The sequence below is a fragment of the Dickeya lacustris genome, from assembly GCF_029635795.1.
Lineage (GTDB): Bacteria > Pseudomonadota > Gammaproteobacteria > Enterobacterales > Enterobacteriaceae > Dickeya > Dickeya lacustris.
In genome coordinates this window covers 4,055,353-4,077,137 of the sequence record NZ_CP114280.1, presented here as the reverse complement: position 1 = coordinate 4,077,137, position 21,785 = coordinate 4,055,353, and the positions used below count along the sequence as shown (strand labels likewise).

The following is a 21,785-nucleotide window of genomic DNA, read 5'->3' as shown; positions in this document are numbered from 1 at the left end:
GCCGTCAGCTAATCTTTGTCAATTCGGCTTGCCACCGCGCCTTGCTGATCTTTGTACTTGGCATCCTCGCGACGATTATAAGGACGAGCCGCCGGGCCTGAGAGCGGTTCGAAACTCAACGCGCCGATAACCATGCCAGGACGCAGCGCCAGTGGCAGTTTGCCGGAATTATAGAACTCCAGCACAATGCACCCCTGCCAGCCGGGATCTATACGGTGTGCAGTCACATGCACCATCAACCCGAGACGAGCCAGCGACGAGCGCCCATCGAGCCAGCCGACAAGGTCGTCAGGCAGCGTCACCGACTCCAGCGTCACAGCCAGCGCCAGCTCCCCTGGATGCAGAAAAAAGGCCTCATGTTCCGCCAAATTAATTTCGTCACTCATCACGCGATCCAGCGCGGCGCTGACTTCATCTTTCGGCCCGCTGAGGTCAATAAATGGTGCAGTATGACCACTAAACACCCGAAATTGATTGCCCAGACGCACATCCACCGTCGCGCCGTTAATACGCTCAACCGGTGGACGAGGTGTAATCGTCAGTCGCCCATCATCCAGCCAGGCCTCAATATCGCGGTCACACAGTCTCATTTTGTTCTCCAGTCACATTCGTGCAGGCAGCCAAACTGCCACAGCACAGCCAGAAATACCATTCTACTCATAGATTTCGGGAGGCACATTCCAGAACGCACCTGTCAAAAACCGCCGTCTGGCCGTGTTGGTACTCTGGCTGTACCTCAAATCATTTTGTCTAACCGCCGGTCACTCGAAGAACTGGCTGATTTTTGCCTTCAATATGTCAATAGCAATACGGTTTTTCCCGCCTCGCGGCACGATGATGTCCGCATATTGCTTAGAGGGCTCAATGAATTGTAAAAACATCGGACGCACCGTCTTCTTGTATTGCTCCATGACGGAATCCATCGAGCGGCCGCGCTCGTTAACGTCGCGACGCATACGGCGCATCAGGCAAATATCCAGCGGGGTATCAACAAAAATCGAGAAATTCATCTCGCCACGTAAGCGCGCATCCGTCAGTAACAAGATCCCTTCCAGAATGATCACTTTTTTCGGCGCCAGTTGCACGGTGTCGTGAAGACGGGTGTGTTCAACATAACTGTATTTCGGTAACGCTATCGATTCACCGGCTTTGAGCATCTGAAGATGTTGCAACAGTAAGCTGTGATCCATGGCGCTCGGGTGGTCGTAGTTAGTTTTAACCCGCTCCTCCATAGTCAGGTGCGATTGATCCTTGTAGTAACTGTCTTCAGGAATAACACCAATATGTTCATCACCCACCTGCTCGCGCAACTCACGGTAGAGCGTACTGGCAATAAGACTTTTCCCTGAGGCAGATGCACCGGCAATTCCGATAATGACACACTGACGAGACTTATCAGTCATGATAATAAAGACCTGATTAAAAAATAAATAAAAGGAGGGATGCACACCGAACTGGCTGGACAGGGATTCACCGGGTAGGCTCCGGGGCATCGCCATCGGCCTCATTGATAAAACAGGGGATTCAGCCAGAAGTGCATGGACGCGGCAATTATAGGGAGTAAGGCGGGTTCACGCCAGCATTACGACCCGCATCTCCGCGAAACCCTCGTAATAATCGGGTTCAATGACTCATGTGTGGAATTTTTACTGCCAATACCGCCTGTTATGGATGCCACCCAACGTGGCATCCAGCAACAGTCGTTCCAGCGACAGCAATTATAGCGCGCGAAAAGCAATTTCCGTCGGGATAACCTCGCCCTGCCAGTAAAGTTGCGAGGCAACTTTTCCTGCCAGTTCGCGGTAAAGCTGGGTAAATTCGCTATCAGGCTGGCTGACCACCGTCGGCTCGCCCCGGTCAAGATCTTCACGTAACGAAATGTGCAATGGCAACTGACCTAACAGTGAGCAGTGATATTTTTCCGCCAGCTTCTGGGCACCGCCGGTGCCAAAAATCGGCTCCAGATGACCGCAGTTGCTGCAAATATGCACGCTCATGTTCTCGATGATGCCCAATACCGGCACTTTCACCTTCTCAAACATCACAATGCCTTTCATTGCATCCACCAGCGCAATATCCTGCGGCGTGGTCACCACCACCGCGCCAGTCACCGGCACGTTTTGCGAAAGCGTCAGCTGAATATCTCCGGTGCCCGGCGGCATATCGAGTACCAGATAGTCCAGTTCAGGCCATAAGGTGTCTTGCAATAACTGTAGTAACGCTTTGCTGGCCATCGGCCCACGCCACACCATGGCATTATCGTCAGTCACCAGATAACCAATGGAATTGGTGGCAAGTCCGTGCGCCATAATCGGCGCCATGTGTTGCCCATCGGGTGACGTCGGCCGCTCATTGGCTGCGCCGAGCATGGTCGGAATAGAAGGGCCGTAAATATCCGCATCCAGAATACCGACGCTGGCCCCTTCTGCCGCCAACGCCAAGGCCAAATTCACCGCCGTACTGGATTTACCCACACCGCCTTTACCCGAGCTGACGGCAATAATGTTCTTGACGCCATTAATGCCAGCCTGATTATTCACCCGGCGCAGGGTGGCAATCTGATGCGTCAAGCGCCACTCGACTTCATGCGCGCCGGACAAACGCAGCAACTCCTCACTGACGGTATCTTTTAGATAGGCAAGTCCACTGAGCCAGGCAAACGGCATTGTCAGCTCAATATGCAATACCCCATCAAGCAATGCACAGTGATGCAGGGCATTAAGTGCCGTCAGATTATTTTTTAGCGTCGGGTGCTGAAAAGAGGACAGCACACCATTGACCATGGCGCGCAACATCTCGGGGTTCTGCGCAGGGAGTTTATCGTTCATCCCGGCTCCTTGATTTAATGAGGCTATTATAAAAGCGTTCTAGCATAGCAGAACGATTGTCACGGGGTGTATCATCGCGCGGTATCTGCCGTGAAAAAATCCGGCTGTATCACCATCACCGCCGCGCGGGTATCGGCACAATATTCACCCCCATCGCGGTTTTATGGCAGGTGGTTGCGCCGCATGGTTTACGCATCAAGGCGCGATGGGGTAACATCATCGCTCCTTCTTAATTTTTCCACCAACCAAAGCAAGTTCCCCACTATGACTCAAGTCGCAAAGAAAATTTTGGTAACGTGCGCGCTGCCGTATGCTAACGGCCCGATTCACTTAGGCCACATGCTTGAACACATTCAGGCAGATATTTGGGTTCGTTACCAGCGAATGCGCGGCCATCAGGTGCATTTCATCTGTGCAGATGACGCCCACGGTACGCCTATTATGCTCAAAGCACAGCAGATGGGGCTGGAGCCTGAGCAGATGATTGCGGCAGTGAGTCAGGAACATCAGCAGGATTTCGCCGGTTTTAACATCAGCTATGACAATTACCACTCCACGCACAGCGAAGAGAACCGTGAGTTGTCCGGGCTGATTTACCGCCGCCTGAAGGAAAACGGTTTTATCAAGAACCGCACCATTTCCCAGCTGTTCGACCCGGAAAAAAGCATGTTCCTGCCGGATCGCTTTGTAAAAGGCACCTGCCCGAAATGTAAGGCAGCGGATCAGTATGGCGATAACTGCGAAGTGTGCGGCGCAACCTACAGCCCGACCGAGCTTATCGAGCCGAAGTCAGCCATCTCCGGCGCGACACCGGTGATGCGTGAATCCGAGCACTTCTTCTTCGACTTACCCGCATTTAGCGACATGCTGCAAAGCTGGACTCGCTCTGGCGCGTTGCAGGAACAGGTCGCCAATAAGATGCAGGAGTGGTTCGATGCCGGGTTGCAGCAGTGGGATATCACCCGTGATGCGCCCTATTTCGGCTTTGAAGTGCCGGATGCGCCGGGTAAATACTTCTATGTCTGGCTGGACGCGCCGATAGGTTACATGGGGTCGTTCAAAAACCTGTGTGATAAACGCGGCGACCTCAGTTTTGACGAATTCTGGCGCAAAGACGCCAGCACCGAGCTGTATCATTTCATCGGTAAAGACATCGTTTATTTCCACAGCCTGTTCTGGCCAGCGATGCTGGAAGGCAGCGGTTTTCGCAAGCCGACCAACCTGTTCGTACACGGCTATGTGACGGTAAACGGCGCGAAAATGTCAAAATCTCGCGGCACCTTCATCAAAGCAGAGACGTATCTGAAACATCTGGATGCCGACTGCCTGCGCTATTACTACGCCGCCAAACTGTCGTCACGCATTGATGACATCGACTTGAATCTGGAAGATTTTATCCAGCGCGTCAACGCCGATATCGTCAACAAAGTGGTCAATCTCGCCTCGCGCAACGCCGGATTTATCAACAAACGTTTTGATGGCAAGCTGGCCGCTACTCTGGCAGACAGCGCCTTATATCAAACCTTTATCGATGCCGCACAGACCATTGCTGACGCTTACAGCAGCCGTGAGTCCGGCAAGGCGATTCGTGAAATCATGGCGCTGGCCGATCTCGCCAACCGTTATGTCGATGAACAGGCACCATGGGTGGTCGCCAAACAGGAAGGCCGCGATGCCGACCTGCAAGCGATTTGCTCAATGGGCATCAACCTGTTCCGCGTGCTGATGACCTACCTGAAGCCGGTATTGCCTTCGCTGGCAGAACGGGCCGAAGCTTTCCTGCGCACCGAGCTTGGCTGGGACTCGCTGGCACAGCCGTTGTTGGATCATCAAGTCGGTACGTTTAAAGCGCTATTTAACCGCATCGACATCGCACAGGTTCAAGGCATGGTGGAGTCATCCAAAGAAGACGCGGCAGCAGCGGCTAAAACCGGTATCCGGCCCGCTGGCCGACAACCCGATTCAGGACACTATCGATTTTGCCGATTTCGACAAAGTCGATATGCGCGTGGCCTTGATTCAGAAGGCCGAGTTGGTCGAGGGCTCCGACAAGCTGTTACGGCTGACGCTGGATCTGGGCGGCCAAACCCGTCAGGTGTTCTCCGGTATTCGCGCCGCCTACCCAGAGCCGTCCGCGCTGGAAGGCCGCCTGACCGTGCTGGTGGCCAACCTGGCACCACGCAAAATGCGCTTTGGCGTGTCTGAAGGGATGGTGATGGCCGCAGGCCCCGGCGGCAAAGACATCTTCCTGTTAAGCCCGGATAGCGGTGCCCAACCAGGGATGCAGATTAAGTAATCGCGCGCCTCTCAGGTCGGCCTGCCGACCTGAGAGGCAATCCGTTCTCGGCGCATAGCCGCCGTGTTACCTTCCCTCTATTCCAGCCTTCATCCGACTTTTCCGATCTTATCCGACCTCATTTCTGACCCTCTTGGTTTTACTTTGCCTGACGCTAGCGCTTCTACGCCACATCCGCCCTTTTAAACAAAACGTTATAAGGTAAAGCCAAACGGCATAATGCCGCCTCTTTGCAGCCTGCAACGTTACCCGTTATGATTTCTGCCACACTTAAAATAGACATCCAGACATAAAGATATCCGAAAACACATCCACAAAAGATATCAACAAAAGATAGCCCCCATACCGGCAACACTTTTCACAACACCGAGGATTGATGATGAAAACATTCCCTGTCGCTTTACTGGCACTGAGTCTGAGCACCTCTTTCGCTACCTTTGCAACCGACACGCCGGCTACCGCTGTGCCAATTCCGGCAGCTCTCGCCAGCCATCAAGGACAGGTGCGTATCGCCGTCATTCGTAATCTCGGCTCGGATGACAACACCACCCAGTTCGTTTCCGGCGTGCTGGAAGAAGGCAAAAAGTTGGGCTTTAAAGTCAGCACCTTTCTCAGTAACGGTGACGACGCCAAGTTTCAGGATTTCGTCAATCAGGCCATCAGCCAGAAATATGACGGCATTATCCTGTCGCAAGGCCGCGCGCCCTACTCTACCGACCTGATTCAGCGCATTGTTGACAGCGGAATTAAAGTTGCGGTGTTCGATACCGCCGTCGATCGTGCGATTCCCGGCGTCACCGTCACCCAGCAGGATGATGCCTCACTGGCGAATGAATCCCTGGGGCAACTGGTTAAAGACTTCAACGGTAAAGCCAATATCATCAAACTGTGGGTCGCCGGTTTCCCGCCGATGGAGCGCCGTCAGGTCGCCTATCAGCAAATCCTCAAAGATAACCCCGGTATCAAGGAGCTGGAATCTATTGGTGCGGTGTCTTCTGATGTGCAGGGCGATACCGCCAATAAAGTCGGTGCCGTACTGGCGAAATACCCGAAAGGGAAAATTGATGCTATCTGGGGGGCCTGGGATGCATTCAGCCAGGGAGCCTATAAAGCCTTGAAAGAGAATGGCCGCACGGAAATCAAACTCTATAGCATCGATATTTCCAATCAGGACTTGCAACTGATGCGTGAAGCCAACAGCCCGTGGAAGGTCAGTGTGGCGGTTGACCCGAAACTCATCGGCAAGGTTAATTTGCGGCTGGTGGCCAATAAAATCGCTGGCGAGCCGACGCCTGCCAGCTACGAGTTTCGTGCCGCCAGTATTCCGCAGGCGCTGCTGGCCAGCCAGCCAGGCCCGGTTAACGTGACGGGGTTGGCAAAAATCATTCCCGGCTGGGGGCAGACCAGTGACTTTGTCGCGCCGTGGTTTGCTACACTGGAAGCCAAGAGCAAATAACCGTCTGTTATCACGGAGGCTTCTATGGCATCAATGCCCCTGCCCATGCCGGAGTACAGCCGCAATATGCGGCTGATTGGACACAGCGATCAGGGCGGGCGTCCTGATGGCGTACAAGTCATGGTGCATCGTGGTTACGCTTACATTGGCCACATGGTGTCGCAAGGTGTGTCGATTGTCGATGTGCGTGACCCGAAAAACCCGCGCGCCGCCGGGTTTATCGCCGCGCCGCCGGGCACCTGGAATATTCATCTGCAAACCCATGATGACCTGCTGCTGGTGGTCAACGCGCGCGATCTGTTCGCCGACGCGCGCTTCGCCGAAGAGAAAGTCTATTACACCCGCTCAGTCGCTGAGACCGTCGCTACCGGCTCACAGGACAAACACTGGAGCGCGGGGCTGCGTATTTTTGACATTTCAACGCCAGATAAACCGCGTGAAATCAGCTTCCTGCCACTGAACGGCATCGGGATTCACCGCATCTGGTATGTCGGCGGACGCTGGGCTTATGTCTCTGCACTGCTGGACGGTTATAGCGACTACATTTTTCTGACCATCGATTTGGCTGACCCGCGTAAGCCCGAAATCGCCGGGCGCTATTGCCTTCCCGGCATGCACACGGCGGGCGGTGAGCAACCCGACTGGCCGCAAGGTAAACGCTACGCACTCCACCACGCGATTGTCAGCGGCGATACCGCCTACGGTAGCTGGCGTGACGGCGGCCTGACGCTGCTGGATGTCAGTGACCGTGCCCAGCCGAAGCTCATCAGCCATCGCAACTGGAGCCCGCCGTTTGGCGGCGGCACCCACACAGCCCTGCCGCTGCCAGACCGCAACCTGCTTATCGTGCTCGATGAAGCCGTACTCGATAATCAGGAAGACGGCGAAAAGCTGATTTGGGTATTTGATATCCGCGAGCCCGCCAATCCGGTGAGTATCGCCACCTTCCCGCAGCCCAATGAAACCGACTATGTGAAAAAAGGGGCACATTTTGGCCCGCATAATTTGCATGAAAACCGGCCAGGCAGCTTCATCAGTTCCACACTGATTTTCGCCACCTACCAAAACGCCGGGGTACGCGCTTATGACATCAGCAATCCGTACCGCCCGAAAGAGACCGGTGCGCTGGTGCCTGCTGCGCCGGAGCGCATGATGGATAAGCGCCCGGGCCGCCCGCGCGTGATCCAGTCCTGTGATGTGTTTGTCGATGCCCAGGGCATTATCTACAGCACCGACTACAACGCCGGGTTGTCGATTATCGAATACCGTGGCTGACCGGCAGACAAAACACAGACAAAAAAAAGATGAACCCTGCGGGGTTCATCTTTTTTGCATGATGGCTGGTTTAGCGCTTTATGCCAGCGCCAGCACCGAGACCCACATCGGCCCCTGTCCCACCGGATAGCGCGCCAGCGGCGTCAGGCTGCCGTTATCCGGCGCAATGCGATAAACCTCAATGTGATGGGATTTTTGCCCGGCGGCTATCAGGAAGCGGCCGCTGTTATCGATGTTAAAGCCGCGCGGCTGGGTTTCGGTGGGCTGATGGCCGGTCAGCGTCAAGGTGCCGTCCTGTGCCGAGACCTGGAAAATACCGAGCAGGCTGGCGGTGCGATCGGTGATATACAGATGGCGGCCATCCGGCGTGATGTGAACATCCGCCGCCCAGCAGGTGGCGGAAGAAATCCGCAGGCATGGCGTTTATCGTCTGCACCCGTTGTCCTTCGCCTTGTGCATCCAGCGCAAACACATCCACAGTGCTATCCAGCTCATTCAGGCAATAGCCCACGCGCAGGCTCGGGTGATACGCCATATGGCGCGGCCCGGCTCCGGTGGCGCTGGCATAGCTGTCTGGCTGATGTTCGCTCAAGCGTCCCTCATCGCCCACCTTATACAACCGAATGCGGTCTTCTTTCAGGCAAGGAGCCCACAGAATCTGGTCATCCGGGTCGATATTGCTGGAATGACACCCTTCCAGACCGTCAAATTGCTGAACAGGTGCAGCAACCACCCCATCCTCACCAATCGGGCTGACACTCAGGCATGCGTTACTGTAAGACGCGCTGAACAGAACGCGACCTTGCTTATCGGTAGAGAGATGCGTCGGGCTGCCCGGCAACGGTGCTACGCCAGCCTGACTGAGTTTACCTTCTGCATCAATACGATAGCTGATAACACGAAATTCCGGGCGCACACCGACATACAGATGGCGCTTATCCGGCGCGACCACCATCGGTTGCACCTGACCGGGAACCGCCACCACCTGTAGCAGGCTCAGTTCTCCGCTCTCCCCCAGTTGCCAGACATGGATCTGCTGGCTGTCAGGACTGGCGACATACACCACTTGCTGCATTGCATTCTCCTTGTTAAACCCGGTCACGCACGACGGCAACACCGCCTTAACCGGTACGGCCCGCAAAAGAGCCTGTTGATCGCGATGGCTTCCAGTGTACCATCCCAATGATATGAACCTGATAATCTGATGAGCATACCATGAGCTATCGCATCATTGCCCTCGACCTCGACGGCACCCTGTTAACCGCCAAAAAAACCATCTTACCGGACTCGCTACACGCACTGGCCGAGGCCAGAGAAGCGGGTATTCGCGTGATTATCGTCACTGGCCGTCACCACTCGGCCATTCACCCGTTTTATCAGGCGCTGGCGCTGGATACGCCGGTTATCTGCTGTAACGGCACCTATTTGTACGACTATGCACAGGCGCAGGCGCTGCATGCCAACCCACTGAGTACCGGGCAGGCCAAACAGGTGCTGCACCGACTCCAGCAGTATGACATTCACGCCCTGATGTATGCAGACGATGCCATGTACTACCAGCAGGAAACCGGGCACATTACCCGAACCCAAACCTGGGCGCAGAATCTGCCGCACGCACAACGCCCGGTATTTCGTCAGGTATCGAGCCTGATGGATGCGGCGGATGAGGCAACGGCTATCTGGAAGTTTGCCACGCATCACGGTGACACCGCCGTACTCAATGACGCAGCCAGGCAGTTGGAGCATGAACTGGGATTGTCGTGTGAATGGTCATGGATGGATCAGGTCGATATCGCCCAAACCGGCAACAGCAAAGGGCGGCTGCTGCAACGCTGGGTCGAATCCCAGGGCATGAGCATGAGTCAGGTGGTGGCCTTTGGCGATAATTTTAATGATATTAGTATGTTGTCTTCGGCAGGCTTAGGCGTTGCCATGGGCAACAGCGCCGATGAGGTTAAAGCGCACGCGAATATGGTGATCGGGAATAACGAATCGCCGGGGATTGCCGAGGTTATCCGCCAGCGCATTCTGGCCTAAGCCGGCCGCTCGTGTCACCGGGCCGTCAGTACGGTGGCCCGGTTTCATTACTGGGTTTTCGGTACGACGCTATTTACGGCGTAATAGACACGCTTTTAATCTGGGCATACAACCACTGGCGCGGTTTGAGCGCCAGCTCGTCGCGCGCCCAGGGCGTAATGCGCGCCCACAGCACCTGACCGCCGATATCGAGCTTCACCTCCACCTGATCCTCAACATCCAGGCATTCGATAACAAACACCGCCAGCACATTGCGAATACTGCTCGCAGTTGGGCGCTGCGTCACCAGCGAGACATCGGCGGCATTGATACGAATACGCAATCGCGTGCCTGACGGCGCATCAACACGCCCCACCCACAGATGCTGTTCGCCCAATGACAGCGCCGTCATCGCATAATGCGAATGCTGCGCCATTACCGTCACCGTCAGAATACTGCTTTGCTCCTCGCGCGGCAGCCAGGCACGCAGCGCATTGCTTGACCAAACGGCCTCCAGCGTGCCTTGCGCTTTCACCTGCCCTTTGTCCAGCACCAGCACCCTGTCCGCCAGCCTGACGACCTCTTCCAGACTGTGGCTGACATAAAGAATCGGCGTGTTCACTTCGCGCGCCAGCCGCTCCAGATACGGCAGTAACTCGCGCTTACGTGGCGTATCCAGCGAGGCTAACGGCTCATCCATCAGCAATAGCTCCGGGGCGGTGAGCAGCGCCCGGCCAATTGCCACCCGCTGCTTTTCACCGCCGGACAGCGTGAGCGGATACCGCTTAAGCAGTGGTTCGATGCCAAGCAACTGCACGATGTCATCAAACTGCGCGCGCATCGGCGCAGCCATGCCGTAACAAAGATTGCCGCGCACCCGATAGTGCGGAAACAGGCGGGCATCCTGAAATACATACCCGATGCGCCGTTTTTCCGGCGGCAGAAACAGCTTGCGCCCGGTATCGACCAGCACCCGGTCATTGAGCTGGATGCGCCCCTTATCCGGGCGACTTAACCCTACAATGGCATTAATCAGCGAGGTTTTACCGGCACCAGACACGCCAAACACCGCGCTGATGCCGCTGGCGGGCAGTTCACTGGTAATGTTGAGTTGTAAATCACCCAATTGCTGTGTGAAGTCCAGTTGCAGCATTATCCCCCCAGCTTCCTGCGGCTCCAGCGCGTCAGCCATTCCGACAGCAGCAGGGAAATCAGTGACAAGCCGATGGCTATCGCACATAGCCGGGCAGCCTGCATTTCAGCCCCCGGCGTTTCTATCAAGGTGTACATGGCATTAGGAATGGTGCGCGTTTCCCCAGGAATATTCGACACGAAGGTAATCGTTGCGCCAAACTCGCCCAGCGAGCGGGCAAACGCCAGCACCGTGCCGACGATAATACCCGGTAACGTCAACGGTAGCGTAATGGTAAAGAAGACTCGCCAGCGCCCGGCTCCCAGCGTGCGCGCCGCCAGTTCCAGCCGGGTATCCACCGCCTCCAGCGCCAGCCGGATAGCGCGCACCATAAGCGGGAACGCCACCACAGCCGCCGCCAGCGCCGCGCCGTGCCAGCTAAAACTGAAGCTAAAACCGAACCACTGGTACAGCCACGCCCCCACCACGCCTTTTCGCCCCATGACGAGTAACAACAAGTAACCGATCACAACAGGCGGCAGCACCAGCGGCAGATGGATAATGCTGTCTACCAGGGATTTGCCGACAAACTGGCAGCGCGCCAATACCCAGGCCATCACAATACCCAATGGCAGGCTGAGTGTGACCGCTACCAGCGACACTTTCAGGCTTAACGCAACCGCCTGCCACTCATAGTCCGTGAGAAACATCGTCTTGCCACCTAATAGCATCAACACAAAACAGCATTAGCGCGGTGTAAATCCATATTGTTTAAATACGGCGGCGGCCTGCGGCGTTTTCAGATATTCAACAAAGGCATTCACCACCGGGGTGTTACGCCCTTTGATAACCGCCAGCGGATACTCCACCGGTTTGTGCGTGTTCTCAGGGAAAATGCCAACCACTTTGACTTTGGTGCTGGCAACAGCATCAGAGCCGTACACGATCCCAAGCGGTGCTTCTTCACGCTCCACCAGCGCCATCGCCGCGCGCACATCGTTGGCTCGCGCCATCAGCGGTGACAAGAGATCCCAGGCATTCAATTTTTGCAGCGCTTCTTTGGCATAGAGCCCGGCAGGGACATGATCCGGGTCGCCGACGGATAACCGCCCGCCCTTGAGCAAGTTTTTCCAGTCGGTACTTTCTTCGACTTTAAAGCCCTTGGTATCGGCTGACTTCGGTGCAATGACCACCAGTTGGTTGCCCAGCAGCGTATAACGGCTGCCCTCTTCCAGTAATTGTTTACCCTGCGCGTAATCCATCCATTGCTGATCGGCTGAGATAAACACGTCTGCCGGAGCGCCTTGCTCAATTTGACGCGCCAGCGTGGATGACGACGCGTAAGACGCGACAATCGATACCTGCTTATCTTTTTGATAGAGCGCGGCGATATCCTGCAAGGCATTGGTGAGTGAGGCGGCAGCGAACACCGTGACGGTGCCCTGTGTCTGGGTACTCTGCGCCTGCACGGTTGTGGCGCTCATGCCCAGCGTCAAGGTGGCGGCAGCAAGCCAATGCGTCCATGAAGCTTTCATTCTTTTCTCCCATCGTTATCGTTGTGTAGTTGATAATATAACGATAAATACAGAATATCGATGAGGTTGTCATTGTTTTGACGTAAAAATGTTTTGGCGCAGAAATGTTTAAGCGCAAAAAAATCCGGCCATTGGCCGGATTCATCATCACAGAAATCAGACTGCGATTATTTGCGCGCTGGCGCAGACTGGCGATGGCCGATGGCGGAAAACAGGTTAAATACCTCTCCCAAAGCGTAGATAGCCCCTAAAATCAGCGCCATCATCACCGGTACCATGCATACCGCAAACAGCAGGCTTTTCAGCAATTCCAACATATCCACCTCGCATTTCATGCCGATTCGCGCTTACGCGACCGGCGACTCATTAAACTCAGAAGGCGCATGCCATCTTCAGATTTGCTGACCAGTTTACCTGAATCGCCAAAACCGACGCGGCGATTTGTGCGGTTTGCCTGTTAAGCGCAAAACGATAACAATAGCCAAAAACCTCGACTCAAACAGGGATACTCCTCATGCAAGCAGAGATTCTTCTCACCCTAAAACTTCAGCAACGCCTGTTTGCCGACCCAAGGCGGATTGCACTACTCAAGCAGGTAAAACTAACCGGCTCCATCAGCCAAGGCGCACGCCTGGCCGACATTAGCTATAAAAGCGCCTGGGATGCCATTAACGAAATGAATCAACTGGCAGAGCAGACGGTGGTCGAACGCACCACCGGCGGCAAAGGCGGCGGCGGCGCTATGTTGACCCGTTACGGTGAACGCCTGATACAGCTGTATGATTTACTGGGTCAAATTCAGCAAAAAGCCTTCGATGTTCTGCAAGATGACGGCATACCGCTGGACAGCCTGCTCGGCGCTATCGCCCGCTTCTCACTGCAAACCAGCGCGCGTAATCAGTTTTTTGGCACCATTATCGACTGCGATCAGCAGCAGGTGCAGCAACATCTGTCCATGTTATTGGCTGACGGTCAGACGCGCATTCAGGCGGCATTAACCCAGCAGAGCGTTGCGCGTCTGGCATTAGCAAGCCACAAAGAGGTGCTGGCGCTGATTAAAGCCCCCTGGATTATCGTCACCCCACAAACCGCCGCTCGGCCCGCCCACGATAATGTACTAGCAGGCCACATCAGCCACCTGCAACCGGGCGAGACTCACAGTGAAGTGTTAGTGACGCTAGACGGCGGCGAAGTGGTATGCGCCACGCTCACCAACGAAGAGGTAGCACAGCGAGGCCTTCAGCCTGAGATGGCGGTCTACGCCAGCTTTAATGCCGATCAGGTGATTATCGCCACCCTATGTTAGGGGCAGACAAGTTCAATTATGAGGCTTACCACCACAAACCATTAAAAATATCTAAAGTTTTCATTCACTCTGCCATTTATTATAGCCACGAAACAGGCTGCTCCGGCCTGTATCGATTCATCGATAATCCATATCAAAATCAAAACATTACCAAGGATTGGCGAGAATGAAGAAGGTATTACGCTTAATACCTGCACTCATAACAACTGTGATAGCAACGCCGCCCCCACCAGCGGCGACAGGCAGCATCACAAAATCATCTTCCGCACATTCTTGATGACTTCACCAATCACAACATTTGGGCGAATAAAGGGTGACAACATGGAAATTCGCGCTGACAGCCCGCAGAAAGCCGACCAAAATGCGCTGTCACAAACGGGTTCTCAGCAAACGCCGTCGTCAACCGCCCCACAAACAACGTTCAGTAGCACGGGGCTGATGATGTCTCGACTGTTCGGTGATGCGCATCAGAGCGATAAACCGATGAGCGCCTCGTTTTCTGTTTACCAGGCACAGGGCAATCATAATTTTGTTGTGAATACCGCCAGTGACAGCCCCTCTCGGTTGAAGATCCCGATTTCAGCTCGCTTGACGGCGTTATTTCTATTACGCCAGGCGGAACAAAAAAAGGGGCTTCAATGGCTCAATGACACGCGGGTTCATGACGTCGGCTCAACGCTACTGGATGTCTTGATCTCAAGGGGAAGTCGAACATTAAAAAACCGGTGATCGTTCGCCACAATCCTGTCCAGAAAACGATATGCCAATGCAATTACTCAACCACGGTTAACAATGGCGGCTGATTAAAGGCCGCCTTTTTTGTACCTGAAAAACGACGGGTGCTGCCGCCATTTTGTCGCCACTTGCCAAATTACAGGCATAAAAAAACCGCCTTGAGGCGGTGAAGAGTTTTTATTTATTTCTATTTTTATCAGTCATTTATTGCATGGTGCCCAGAGCGGGACTTGAACCCGCACAGCGCGTACGCCGAGGGATTTTAAAAAGTTAGTGCCCGCCTTTTATATCATAGAGTTACGTTAATTCAATACATTAGCAGTATTCAATTCAGGTTAATGCGAGCTAATGCGGAAATCTGCTGCCATCGATTTAACGTGGCAGCGCCCCATGATTATTCATCTGTAGTTAACGAATCAAACGGGTTCAGGGTCACAGCCGCATCCAGATGATCCGGCGCGAAATGTGCATACCGCATGGTCATAGTGATAGAGCTATGACCAAGTATCTGCTGCAACACCAGAATATTGCCGCCACGCATCATGAAGTGGCTGGCAAAGCTGTGTCTGAGAACGTGGGTCAACTGCCCTTCTGGTAATTCAATGTGCGCTTTCTTTAAGGCGTGCTTAAATGCCTCATACGCTGGTTTGAAGAGTTGGCCGCGCCGCTTGGGCAACAAGGCGTGCATTCTTTCAGAAATAGGAATGGTTCGGTTTTTCTTCCCTTTGGTTTTGACGAATGTGATCCTGCCGGGAAGGATTTGCGATTGTTTCAGGGTCTGGGCCTCACCCCACCTCGCCCCTGTCGCCAGGCACAAGCGAACGATGATACCGAGATCTTTATTCTCTGATTCATCGCAGGCAGCAAGCAGGCGCTTAATTTCATCCGGGTACAGGAAAGCCAGTTCCTGATCGCCTTCCTTAAACTGGCGTATGCCGTCCAGTGGGTTTTCTTTTTCCCACTCCCCCATGCGCTTCAGCTCAGAGAACACCGCCCGCAGGTAGGAATATTCGCGGTTAACTGTGGCCTCTTTGATGGCCGTCTTCCCTTTTGGGTTCCATTCACCTTTTAACCGGCGTTCGCGGTAAACAGCGAACATATTTTTATCAACGTCTACCGCAAAGGGATTACCCAGCCGAACACAGATTGCCATCAGTTTAGCGTAGCGGTCTTCACCTGACTCCAGCGTCTGGCCGTGCATGTCATACCAGCGCTGGATCAGGTCTTGCAGCGTTGTACTGTTGGTTTCGGTCGATATCCCTTTTTTCTCCGCCATCAGGCGGCGCTCATACGCTAGAGCCTCACCCCTGGTAGCAAATTGTTTACGAACGCGCTGACCATCACGCCCATAGGGGAAGCATTGGCAAAGCCATTTGCCGGATGGAAGTTTGCTTACAGCCATGTAATATTATCCAGTAAAGCTCTGCCATTGTTCTTCACTGATTATTTTCAGTGGAATGCCACGATTATCCCGGTAGTCTATTGCTTTTTCGATTTTCCGACCGTGAGCCTGATATCTCCAATGTTTACAACTCAATGTACCAATAATAAGAAAATCAAGTTTTGCTGTTATATTATCAATCACCTTCCCGCCTGCGTCTTCAATCAGTTTTTTACACACTGATCTTTTTCCATAAAGGAATTCACCTGTCAGACAAACTGTTGCATTGGAAAGAACTAAGCTCTCTATATCATCCACTGGTAAGCGAGTTGCCAGCCCATCCACTACACCGGAATAGACATCACTTCCGGTAAAAGCGATTAACGCTTTTTTCAATTCATCACGTTCTTCTGATGTAATGATCCCATCGGCAAGAATCCGGTTAACCAATGCGTATAACTCTTTTCCAGGGTAATTAACTTTGAGCGAAGCATTAGATGATAGCCACCAATTTAAGTATCTTATTTCTGAATCATTAAGTTCATGATTCGCCATCATTCCTTTACATAGGCCTTCCAATAAATGCTTGTCCGCTTCATCAGAGTACAAATCAAGCTCAGGTAAATCAGACAGCTCTTTTTGCACCTTGATTAAATCAGCTTTCAAATAATTCAATTCATACGGCTCAATAACGCCATCAGACAATATATCGGAAAGTCTATTTGAAATCATCCGCACACAATAGTTTTTACTGATTAAATCAGCATCTTTTATCCATGTATCAAGAAACAAAACTTCTTTCTCATCTATATGACCATCACAGTTTATGCCCTCAATGATATTGATAAGGTTAATAAGTAATTTATCTTTATTCCTTTTATAGTTAAAAAAATCTAGTTTTTCATCTGCCATGATATTTTCCTTTGGTGATAATTTCAAAGTCAACTTATAACTACATTTCCAACCGGGAAATCATTTACTAAAAACAACATTGACAAATATTTCTAATTATCACCAAATAAATTTATACGCACTGGTTTTTGTCCTTCATCCTTCTTCCAGTAGTAGCCTGACTGAAGTAATGAGATAAGTTCGTCCTGAGTTATTTTTATCGTATCAAACAAGTCAAGGTTACTTCTATCAAGACTAGGCTTAAATATATCCAGTGTTATTTTCCCAGGGTCATAACTTTCACTTCTTATCATAATTGGTAGATTGGTTAGTTTTTTAGGCGTTAGCTGGTTATCTGGAATGAAGTCCCCTGAGAAAAAACCATCAATAGTTGCAACTGGATCATAACCAGAAAAACACTCATATTTGACTTGTAGTACAACCGCGTCAGGTATTTTTAAAAACTCACTCCACTCACTATAACCCAATTTATCACTATAAAAGACATCACCTCTACCGAAAGAAAAAGAGCTACCTTGCGTCCAATCCTCATATTGATGCTTATTAAAAACAAATTTAGTTAATTTTATATCTAGTGCATTACGGTGAGATTCTCTTATTGCAAAGCGCCAACCAATAGCATAACCATCAACAAAACGTGCAATAAGGGCTGTGCTCCTGCGCGGCTCTCTGATAGTACGAAATGTTGAAGTTATTTCATTGTGCAATATTTCTATTTTTTCATGTATATCCTTTTCGTCAGAGTCATAAACTTCTGTCGGTTCTATTGGAATCTCACCTGTATCAACAAATGAAAAAAATTGATCTTTGGAAAGGATGAAACAGTTTTTTTCATTTGCCTGTTTTATTTTCTTCCATCCGGCATTAGGGCCACAACACAGGAAATATAATTTTGCTGTAATACCTTTTCTGACTAACAGTCCTTTTTTTTCAGCGAGTGATTCTAGCTCATCCTTTATGTCTTTATCAAAACCAGTAAAACAAATCTCCAAACCACGGGGAGTATCTTTCACACGTCGATTTTCAATCTTGAGATCTACAATAGTTAAAGGACTAGCGGCAGAAACCATTTCTTCATTTGAAGAGTAGACATCCAGTATTCTTTCAAGTTTGAAGGTTCTAAAACCTTTCTTGTTTATGCAATACCCTTGAAGATAATTATCTTTATATACTGCATCGACAACGTAATTATTAGATACCTCATTATTAGCATTGGTATAAGTAAAGAATATTTCTTTCTCGTTTTTTGAAATCCATTCTTCAAATGTCATAAAAAGCCCTTCTATAAATAGCTATTTGATTTATCTATCTTTAGAGTTGAGATATTTTTTATGTTACTTATCGATACGTCTAACGAAAAAAAATAGCGCCCATAATTATTCCAGCAGTAAACACTACACTGAAAACCAATGGTTCTGCTTTAAGCACCTCTTGCCAGCTCTGGCGAGCATTAGGCGCAGTTTGTTCAGGAACGGTCGAACACTGGCGGTCATCCAACCATGAAAGCGCCTGCTGGAGCTGCGATCGGGTCAGCTCAGTTAATCGTCCAGTACCGAAATGAATATGGCAGTAATGAATTAATTGCTGCCGCTGATCTACCTGCTGGGTATTCTTCAACAGCAGATGAACCAGTGCATTACTGGCATCCTTTTCCCGGTATCTGTCGCGCAATGCCTGAAGATAACTGACCGCCGTTTGATACTGGTTGACCGTCATATCCTCAATGCTTTTGACGCCAATCTCAGCATGGACGCGCTGCCACACTGAAAACCCCTCTTCATAGCCGCCGTCAGTAATTTCTTTTACCAGTTGGTTTAACTGCTTACGCTGCGCGGGAACCAGTGGGCGTTTTTCTTCATTGGCCGCCGGAATGGCAATATTGAGCTGATCGACTGTGATGCTGCTTTCGTAAAAGTCACGCCCGGCTACCCGATTACTGTCACCTTGAGCTTCTGCATTCATCGATTATGTCCCTTATCACGGTCATATCACTTGCTACAGATTTTTTTTGATTGGCTGACTGATCCATCATTACAAACAAACCGACCATCGGGCGTGCAATGTGAAATACCTCCCTTTGACTTAGAGCATGGTGTATTTCTTGCGTATACCGATGAAGACAGGATGCTTAAAGCAATGGCGAGTGACAGGAATGCTGTGTGACTCTTTTTCATAAAAATATCCTTTTCTTATATCGAAATTTATTTCTTACCTTCGTAATAATCCCTACCAGCAACACGCTGGCCGCTACCGGTTACGTTTATCGAGCTTGTTGATGCAGAACTGCCCGCAGCCAATGCGCCAAGTGCAGCAGCTTTTACTGCCAAAGGGGCAGCTCTAAAGCTTTTGACCAATTCAATTTCATCTCGAGAAAGAGCAAAACCGCCCGACTCCTCACCGGTTAGAACAAATTGAATATTCGCTCCTGCCATAGAAAAAGAGAATAAAACATCTCCCCCGGGCACCATGGAGCCTCTCTCGTATTTGCCCCATGTTTCTCTTGATACTCCACACAACTCAGCGACATCGGCCTGATTTAAGGACAATCGCTTTCGCTCGGACTTCAATCTTTCGGCACATTGAGATCTAAAGGTCACTTCCACACCTTGACAAAAGAGATCTATTGATCCCATAATGATTTACATAGAACAATAGTGGATCACAACATACCATTATGACACAAGAAAATCATGATCAGGGCGCGCCGGTCAATACTGGAACGCCTAATGGTAATGCTGAATTAATGTGCGTAATCACAGAACAGCGTTCACGCTTGCCTCGCGGAATCGCATCAAAAAACCCAACGCCTATGCGTTTATCTGATGATGAACGCGCCAGGCTGGCCGCGTTGGCTGAAAAAGAAAGCCGCTCCCTCTCCAGCATGGCGAGACTGGTTTTTCTCCGGGGGCTGGAGTCGTTTAGCGCTGAAGGATAGGCGATATGAGTAAAGGACTAACCATCAATATCAATGTCCCGACGCCGTATGTTTCTCTCAAGAAATACTCAGAATTAACGGGTATCCCCTTTGAAACGTGTCGGGGCATGGTAAAAAGCGGAAAAATCATTATCCGGCCAAAAGAAAAAGCAAACGAGAAAGTAGAGGTGAATCTCGTTGCCATGCTGCGCGATGCCATCGCCAGCAGTGAAATATAAAGGAGCTACATGGAGAATAAAAAATCAGGCCACAAATACGCCATTACGCAATTAAGTAAACACACAAACGTATATCGTGGCTTCTCAATTATTAAATGCCCGCGAACAACATTAAACCCGACTACCCGATATCGTGTTAGTCAGGCGGGGCAGTCTTACGGTTTATTTGATGCAATGGCATTAGCCACCGGTTATATCGATAACCTTCACACTACGAGGTGAGAATATGATTTCCATAGCTCGTGTATTCATTTCTCAGCCACCAATAATCCCTAATCAGGGCAAAGGCTGGCTGGAACTGCCTAACGGCCAGCGCGTTAAGCCGTCCGTGAGTCAGGTCTATTTTGCCCCATGGAGCCAAAAACCTTACATGCCAGAACCTAGGGTGTGTCCCGTAACTGTTTTTTGTACAATCAGGGACATGATTTCATCACAAGAAGTGCTTTAATTTGGCTCGTTATGATTTTCCCGATGACGCTTGGGCGCTGATTTCTCCCATGCTGCCGCCTGAAAGAGGCTCTTCCCGAGGCGGGCGTCCTTACTTTGCGCACAGACATGTCATGAATGGCATATTTTGGGTGCTTTGCTCTGGCGCGCCGTGGCGGGATTTACCTGAGCGTTATGGTCAATGGAAAACCATTTACAACCGCTTCAATCGGTGGTCTAAAGCCGGAATAATGAACAGCATTTTCAATAAATTACTCCAGATTCTGGATGAAAAAGCGCTGATTGACTGGGATGTTATCGCGCTGGATGGCAGTAACGTTCGCGCCCTGAAAGCGGCCGCTGGTGCGAAAAAAAACATCCCGATGAATGCGAGGACCATGGGCTGGGTCGCTCTCGCGGCGGCTTTGGCACCAAAATCCATCTGGCGACAGATGGCACAGGATTACCGCTGAGTTTTTGCCTGAGCGGTGGACAGGCCCACGAAAGCCGATACGCGGAAACGTTGCTCAACCGGGTCGGGATTATCCGAAAAGGCGGGCACCTGAAATCACGTCCGAAAGCGGTGCTGGCGGATAAGGGTTATTCAGGTAAAAACCTTCGCATTCATTTGAAAATGAAAGGAATATAAAGCGGTTATTCCGTTTAAAATCGAATGAGAAGGCCAGTCGGGACGGACGTCGTCACCTCGACACGCGCCTGTACAAAAAAACGCAATGTCGTGGAGCGTTGCTTTGCGATACTCAAAGAAAATCGCCGTATTGCCACCCGCTCGGAAAAAACCGCCAGAAACTACCTGAGTATGCTAAAACTGGGAGCGATCAGGTTATTTTTGAAGCGGTTGTTAAGTTAAGGGACACGGCCTAAAAAGCGCCGCTGGTTTTCCCGCCTTATGGGTATTGCGGCGTAGCGTCATGGCTAATACCGAACCCGCTCGCGCCATTCCGCTCAGTATCGCGGAAAAAACAGAGGGGCTAAACCACATAGCCATGCTGAGAGGGAAACACTTCAGAACAAACAGTGAGAAAGAGATGTGCCGCTTTATTGACGATATGCGGGACAAGATTGATGACGATTACCATAAAAATATGCGCGTGCTGTCAGCAATATTTGAATTAGCGGATATTGATAAGGAACGGCATCACCTGAAATTTAATGAACTGACCACTGGCGAGAAAGAACGGCTAATTAGGGCAATGAATAAGCTCCGCGCAGTTGTGAGTTTATTCCCAAAAAACTTAATTCTTCCACTGTAATAAAAACCCCATTTTTAGGCGTAAACCCGCCGGGCTTTCTATTACCTGAAAAAAGGAAAT

Annotated in this window: 20 protein-coding genes and 3 pseudogenes; 10 read left to right on the top strand and 13 right to left on the bottom strand. The window is 51.3% G+C overall.

All coding sequences use genetic code 11. The annotated features are described in order from the left end of the window. Positions 1 to 8: 8 nt before the first annotated feature. The 3 genes from dcd to apbC all read right to left on the bottom strand — a co-directional run bounded on the left by dcd (position 9) and on the right by apbC (position 2,828). Positions 9 to 590 (bottom strand): dCTP deaminase, encoded by a 582-nt coding sequence (gene dcd, locus O1Q98_RS18540; protein WP_125258943.1) that lies wholly within the window; start codon positions 588 to 590, stop codon positions 9 to 11. A 171-nt stretch (positions 591 to 761) separates the two neighbouring features. After that, a complete protein-coding gene (udk, locus tag O1Q98_RS18535; RefSeq protein WP_125258942.1) occupies positions 762 to 1,403 on the bottom strand; it encodes a uridine kinase in 642 nt (213 codons plus the stop codon). 315 nt (positions 1,404 to 1,718) lie between these two features. Continuing rightward, on the bottom strand, positions 1,719 to 2,828 hold the full coding sequence (apbC, locus tag O1Q98_RS18530) for an iron-sulfur cluster carrier protein ApbC (protein ID WP_125258941.1): 1,110 nt from the start codon (positions 2,826 to 2,828) through the stop codon (positions 1,719 to 1,721). Positions 2,829 to 3,092: 264 nt separating this feature from the next. Between apbC and metG the strand changes: the two are divergent. From metG to O1Q98_RS18515, 3 genes and pseudogenes are all read left to right on the top strand, one after another. Then, a pseudogene (metG, locus tag O1Q98_RS18525) lies at positions 3,093 to 5,124 on the top strand (methionine--tRNA ligase). Positions 5,125 to 5,503: 379 nt separating this feature from the next. After that, entirely contained in the window at positions 5,504 to 6,580 is a 1,077-nt protein-coding gene (locus O1Q98_RS18520; RefSeq protein WP_125258939.1) for a sugar ABC transporter substrate-binding protein, read from the top strand. Positions 6,581 to 6,604: 24 nt separating this feature from the next. Beyond that, positions 6,605 to 7,855 (top strand): LVIVD repeat-containing protein, encoded by a 1,251-nt coding sequence (locus O1Q98_RS18515; RefSeq protein ID WP_125258938.1) that lies wholly within the window; start codon positions 6,605 to 6,607, stop codon positions 7,853 to 7,855. A gap of 78 nt (positions 7,856 to 7,933) precedes the next feature. On the opposite strand, the pseudogene pgl reads toward O1Q98_RS18515, so the two are convergent. Continuing rightward, a pseudogene (gene pgl, locus O1Q98_RS18510) lies at positions 7,934 to 8,930 on the bottom strand (6-phosphogluconolactonase). Between the two features lie 140 nt (positions 8,931 to 9,070). Between pgl and O1Q98_RS18505 the strand changes: the two are divergent. Continuing rightward, positions 9,071 to 9,892 carry a pyridoxal phosphatase gene (locus tag O1Q98_RS18505; RefSeq protein WP_125258936.1) on the top strand — a complete coding sequence of 274 codons (822 nt, stop codon included), beginning with the start codon at positions 9,071 to 9,073 and terminating at the stop codon, positions 9,890 to 9,892. Between the two features lie 73 nt (positions 9,893 to 9,965). Here the strand turns inward: O1Q98_RS18505 and modC are convergent, their stop codons facing one another. The 4 genes from modC to O1Q98_RS18485 all read right to left on the bottom strand — a co-directional run bounded on the left by modC (position 9,966) and on the right by O1Q98_RS18485 (position 12,855). Then, the gene (gene modC / locus O1Q98_RS18500; protein ID WP_125258961.1) at positions 9,966 to 11,024 is read right to left on the bottom strand and encodes a molybdenum ABC transporter ATP-binding protein ModC; all 1,059 of its coding nucleotides are present in this window, start codon (positions 11,022 to 11,024) and stop codon (positions 9,966 to 9,968) included. Beyond that, positions 11,024 to 11,713: a molybdate ABC transporter permease subunit gene (modB, locus tag O1Q98_RS18495; protein WP_125258935.1), complete on the bottom strand. Its 690-nt coding sequence runs from the start codon at positions 11,711 to 11,713 to the stop codon at positions 11,024 to 11,026. Before modB ends, modC begins: the two co-directional genes overlap by 1 nt. 36 nt (positions 11,714 to 11,749) lie before the next feature. Further along, positions 11,750 to 12,538 carry a molybdate ABC transporter substrate-binding protein gene (gene modA, locus O1Q98_RS18490; RefSeq protein WP_125258934.1) on the bottom strand — a complete coding sequence of 263 codons (789 nt, stop codon included), beginning with the start codon at positions 12,536 to 12,538 and terminating at the stop codon, positions 11,750 to 11,752. A 167-nt stretch (positions 12,539 to 12,705) separates the two neighbouring features. Continuing rightward, the gene (locus tag O1Q98_RS18485) at positions 12,706 to 12,855 is read right to left on the bottom strand and encodes an AcrZ family multidrug efflux pump-associated protein (RefSeq protein ID WP_125258960.1); all 150 of its coding nucleotides are present in this window, start codon (positions 12,853 to 12,855) and stop codon (positions 12,706 to 12,708) included. A gap of 197 nt (positions 12,856 to 13,052) precedes the next feature. Between O1Q98_RS18485 and modE the strand changes: the two genes are divergently transcribed. Both modE and O1Q98_RS18475 read left to right on the top strand, forming a co-directional pair. After that, positions 13,053 to 13,844, top strand: coding sequence for a molybdenum-dependent transcriptional regulator (modE, locus tag O1Q98_RS18480; protein WP_125258933.1), 792 nt, complete (start codon positions 13,053 to 13,055; stop codon positions 13,842 to 13,844). Between the two features lie 321 nt (positions 13,845 to 14,165). Beyond that, positions 14,166 to 14,573: a hypothetical protein gene (locus tag O1Q98_RS18475; protein WP_125258932.1), complete on the top strand. Its 408-nt coding sequence runs from the start codon at positions 14,166 to 14,168 to the stop codon at positions 14,571 to 14,573. Positions 14,574 to 14,973: 400 nt separating this feature from the next. Here the strand turns inward: O1Q98_RS18475 and O1Q98_RS18470 are convergent, their stop codons facing one another. From O1Q98_RS18470 to O1Q98_RS18450, 5 genes are all read right to left on the bottom strand, one after another. Continuing rightward, positions 14,974 to 15,981: a phage integrase gene (locus O1Q98_RS18470; RefSeq protein ID WP_125258931.1), complete on the bottom strand. Its 1,008-nt coding sequence runs from the start codon at positions 15,979 to 15,981 to the stop codon at positions 14,974 to 14,976. 6 nt (positions 15,982 to 15,987) lie between these two features. Continuing rightward, positions 15,988 to 16,872, bottom strand: a complete 885-nt coding sequence (locus O1Q98_RS18465) for a BRCT domain-containing protein (protein ID WP_125258930.1) — start codon at positions 16,870 to 16,872, stop codon at positions 15,988 to 15,990. A 92-nt stretch (positions 16,873 to 16,964) separates the two neighbouring features. Further along, on the bottom strand, positions 16,965 to 18,143 hold the full coding sequence (locus O1Q98_RS18460) for a BRCT domain-containing protein (RefSeq protein ID WP_125258929.1): 1,179 nt from the start codon (positions 18,141 to 18,143) through the stop codon (positions 16,965 to 16,967). A gap of 79 nt (positions 18,144 to 18,222) precedes the next feature. Further along, positions 18,223 to 18,834: a hypothetical protein gene (locus O1Q98_RS18455; RefSeq protein WP_125258928.1), complete on the bottom strand. Its 612-nt coding sequence runs from the start codon at positions 18,832 to 18,834 to the stop codon at positions 18,223 to 18,225. Positions 18,835 to 19,073: 239 nt separating this feature from the next. After that, positions 19,074 to 19,505, bottom strand: coding sequence for a helix-turn-helix domain-containing protein (locus O1Q98_RS18450; RefSeq protein ID WP_125258926.1), 432 nt, complete (start codon positions 19,503 to 19,505; stop codon positions 19,074 to 19,076). Positions 19,506 to 19,812: 307 nt separating this feature from the next. On the opposite strand from O1Q98_RS18450, the gene O1Q98_RS18445 reads away from it, so the two are divergent. The 4 genes and pseudogenes from O1Q98_RS18445 (at position 19,813) to O1Q98_RS18425 (ending at position 21,725) form a co-directional block, all read left to right on the top strand. Next, complete coding sequence (locus O1Q98_RS18445; RefSeq protein ID WP_125258925.1) at positions 19,813 to 20,025, top strand: DNA-binding protein; 213 nt, start codon at positions 19,813 to 19,815, stop codon at positions 20,023 to 20,025. 226 nt (positions 20,026 to 20,251) lie between these two features. Then, on the top strand, positions 20,252 to 20,473 hold the full coding sequence (locus tag O1Q98_RS18435; protein WP_125258923.1) for a phage filamentation protein Fil family protein: 222 nt from the start codon (positions 20,252 to 20,254) through the stop codon (positions 20,471 to 20,473). 1 nt (position 20,474) lies between these two features. Next, positions 20,475 to 21,322, top strand: a pseudogene (locus O1Q98_RS18430) (IS5 family transposase). Positions 21,323 to 21,383: 61 nt separating this feature from the next. Further along, positions 21,384 to 21,725 carry a DUF5347 family protein gene (locus O1Q98_RS18425; RefSeq protein WP_125258906.1) on the top strand — a complete coding sequence of 114 codons (342 nt, stop codon included), beginning with the start codon at positions 21,384 to 21,386 and terminating at the stop codon, positions 21,723 to 21,725. Positions 21,726 to 21,785 lie beyond the last annotated feature (60 nt).

Coding starts and splice junctions, on each gene's coding strand:
- O1Q98_RS18425 (WP_125258906.1), top strand. CDS start 21,384: ATGGCTAATACCGAACCCGCTCGCGCCATTCCGCTCAGTATCGCGGAA.
- O1Q98_RS18475 (WP_125258932.1), top strand. CDS start 14,166: ATGGAAATTCGCGCTGACAGCCCGCAGAAAGCCGACCAAAATGCGCTG.
- O1Q98_RS18450 (WP_125258926.1), bottom strand. CDS start 19,505: ATGGGATCAATAGATCTCTTTTGTCAAGGTGTGGAAGTGACCTTTAGA.
- O1Q98_RS18465 (WP_125258930.1), bottom strand. CDS start 16,872: ATGGCAGATGAAAAACTAGATTTTTTTAACTATAAAAGGAATAAAGAT.
- dcd (WP_125258943.1), bottom strand. CDS start 590: ATGAGACTGTGTGACCGCGATATTGAGGCCTGGCTGGATGATGGGCGA.
- O1Q98_RS18455 (WP_125258928.1), bottom strand. CDS start 18,834: ATGAATGCAGAAGCTCAAGGTGACAGTAATCGGGTAGCCGGGCGTGAC.
- O1Q98_RS18460 (WP_125258929.1), bottom strand. CDS start 18,143: ATGACATTTGAAGAATGGATTTCAAAAAACGAGAAAGAAATATTCTTT.
- udk (WP_125258942.1), bottom strand. CDS start 1,403: ATGACTGATAAGTCTCGTCAGTGTGTCATTATCGGAATTGCCGGTGCA.
- O1Q98_RS18505 (WP_125258936.1), top strand. CDS start 9,071: ATGAGCTATCGCATCATTGCCCTCGACCTCGACGGCACCCTGTTAACC.
- modC (WP_125258961.1), bottom strand. CDS start 11,024: ATGCTGCAACTGGACTTCACACAGCAATTGGGTGATTTACAACTCAAC.
- modB (WP_125258935.1), bottom strand. CDS start 11,713: ATGTTTCTCACGGACTATGAGTGGCAGGCGGTTGCGTTAAGCCTGAAA.
- modE (WP_125258933.1), top strand. CDS start 13,053: ATGCAAGCAGAGATTCTTCTCACCCTAAAACTTCAGCAACGCCTGTTT.
- O1Q98_RS18485 (WP_125258960.1), bottom strand. CDS start 12,855: ATGTTGGAATTGCTGAAAAGCCTGCTGTTTGCGGTATGCATGGTACCG.
- O1Q98_RS18520 (WP_125258939.1), top strand. CDS start 5,504: ATGAAAACATTCCCTGTCGCTTTACTGGCACTGAGTCTGAGCACCTCT.
- O1Q98_RS18435 (WP_125258923.1), top strand. CDS start 20,252: ATGATTTCCATAGCTCGTGTATTCATTTCTCAGCCACCAATAATCCCT.
- O1Q98_RS18515 (WP_125258938.1), top strand. CDS start 6,605: ATGGCATCAATGCCCCTGCCCATGCCGGAGTACAGCCGCAATATGCGG.
- O1Q98_RS18470 (WP_125258931.1), bottom strand. CDS start 15,981: ATGGCTGTAAGCAAACTTCCATCCGGCAAATGGCTTTGCCAATGCTTC.
- modA (WP_125258934.1), bottom strand. CDS start 12,538: ATGAAAGCTTCATGGACGCATTGGCTTGCTGCCGCCACCTTGACGCTG.
- apbC (WP_125258941.1), bottom strand. CDS start 2,828: ATGAACGATAAACTCCCTGCGCAGAACCCCGAGATGTTGCGCGCCATG.
- O1Q98_RS18445 (WP_125258925.1), top strand. CDS start 19,813: ATGAGTAAAGGACTAACCATCAATATCAATGTCCCGACGCCGTATGTT.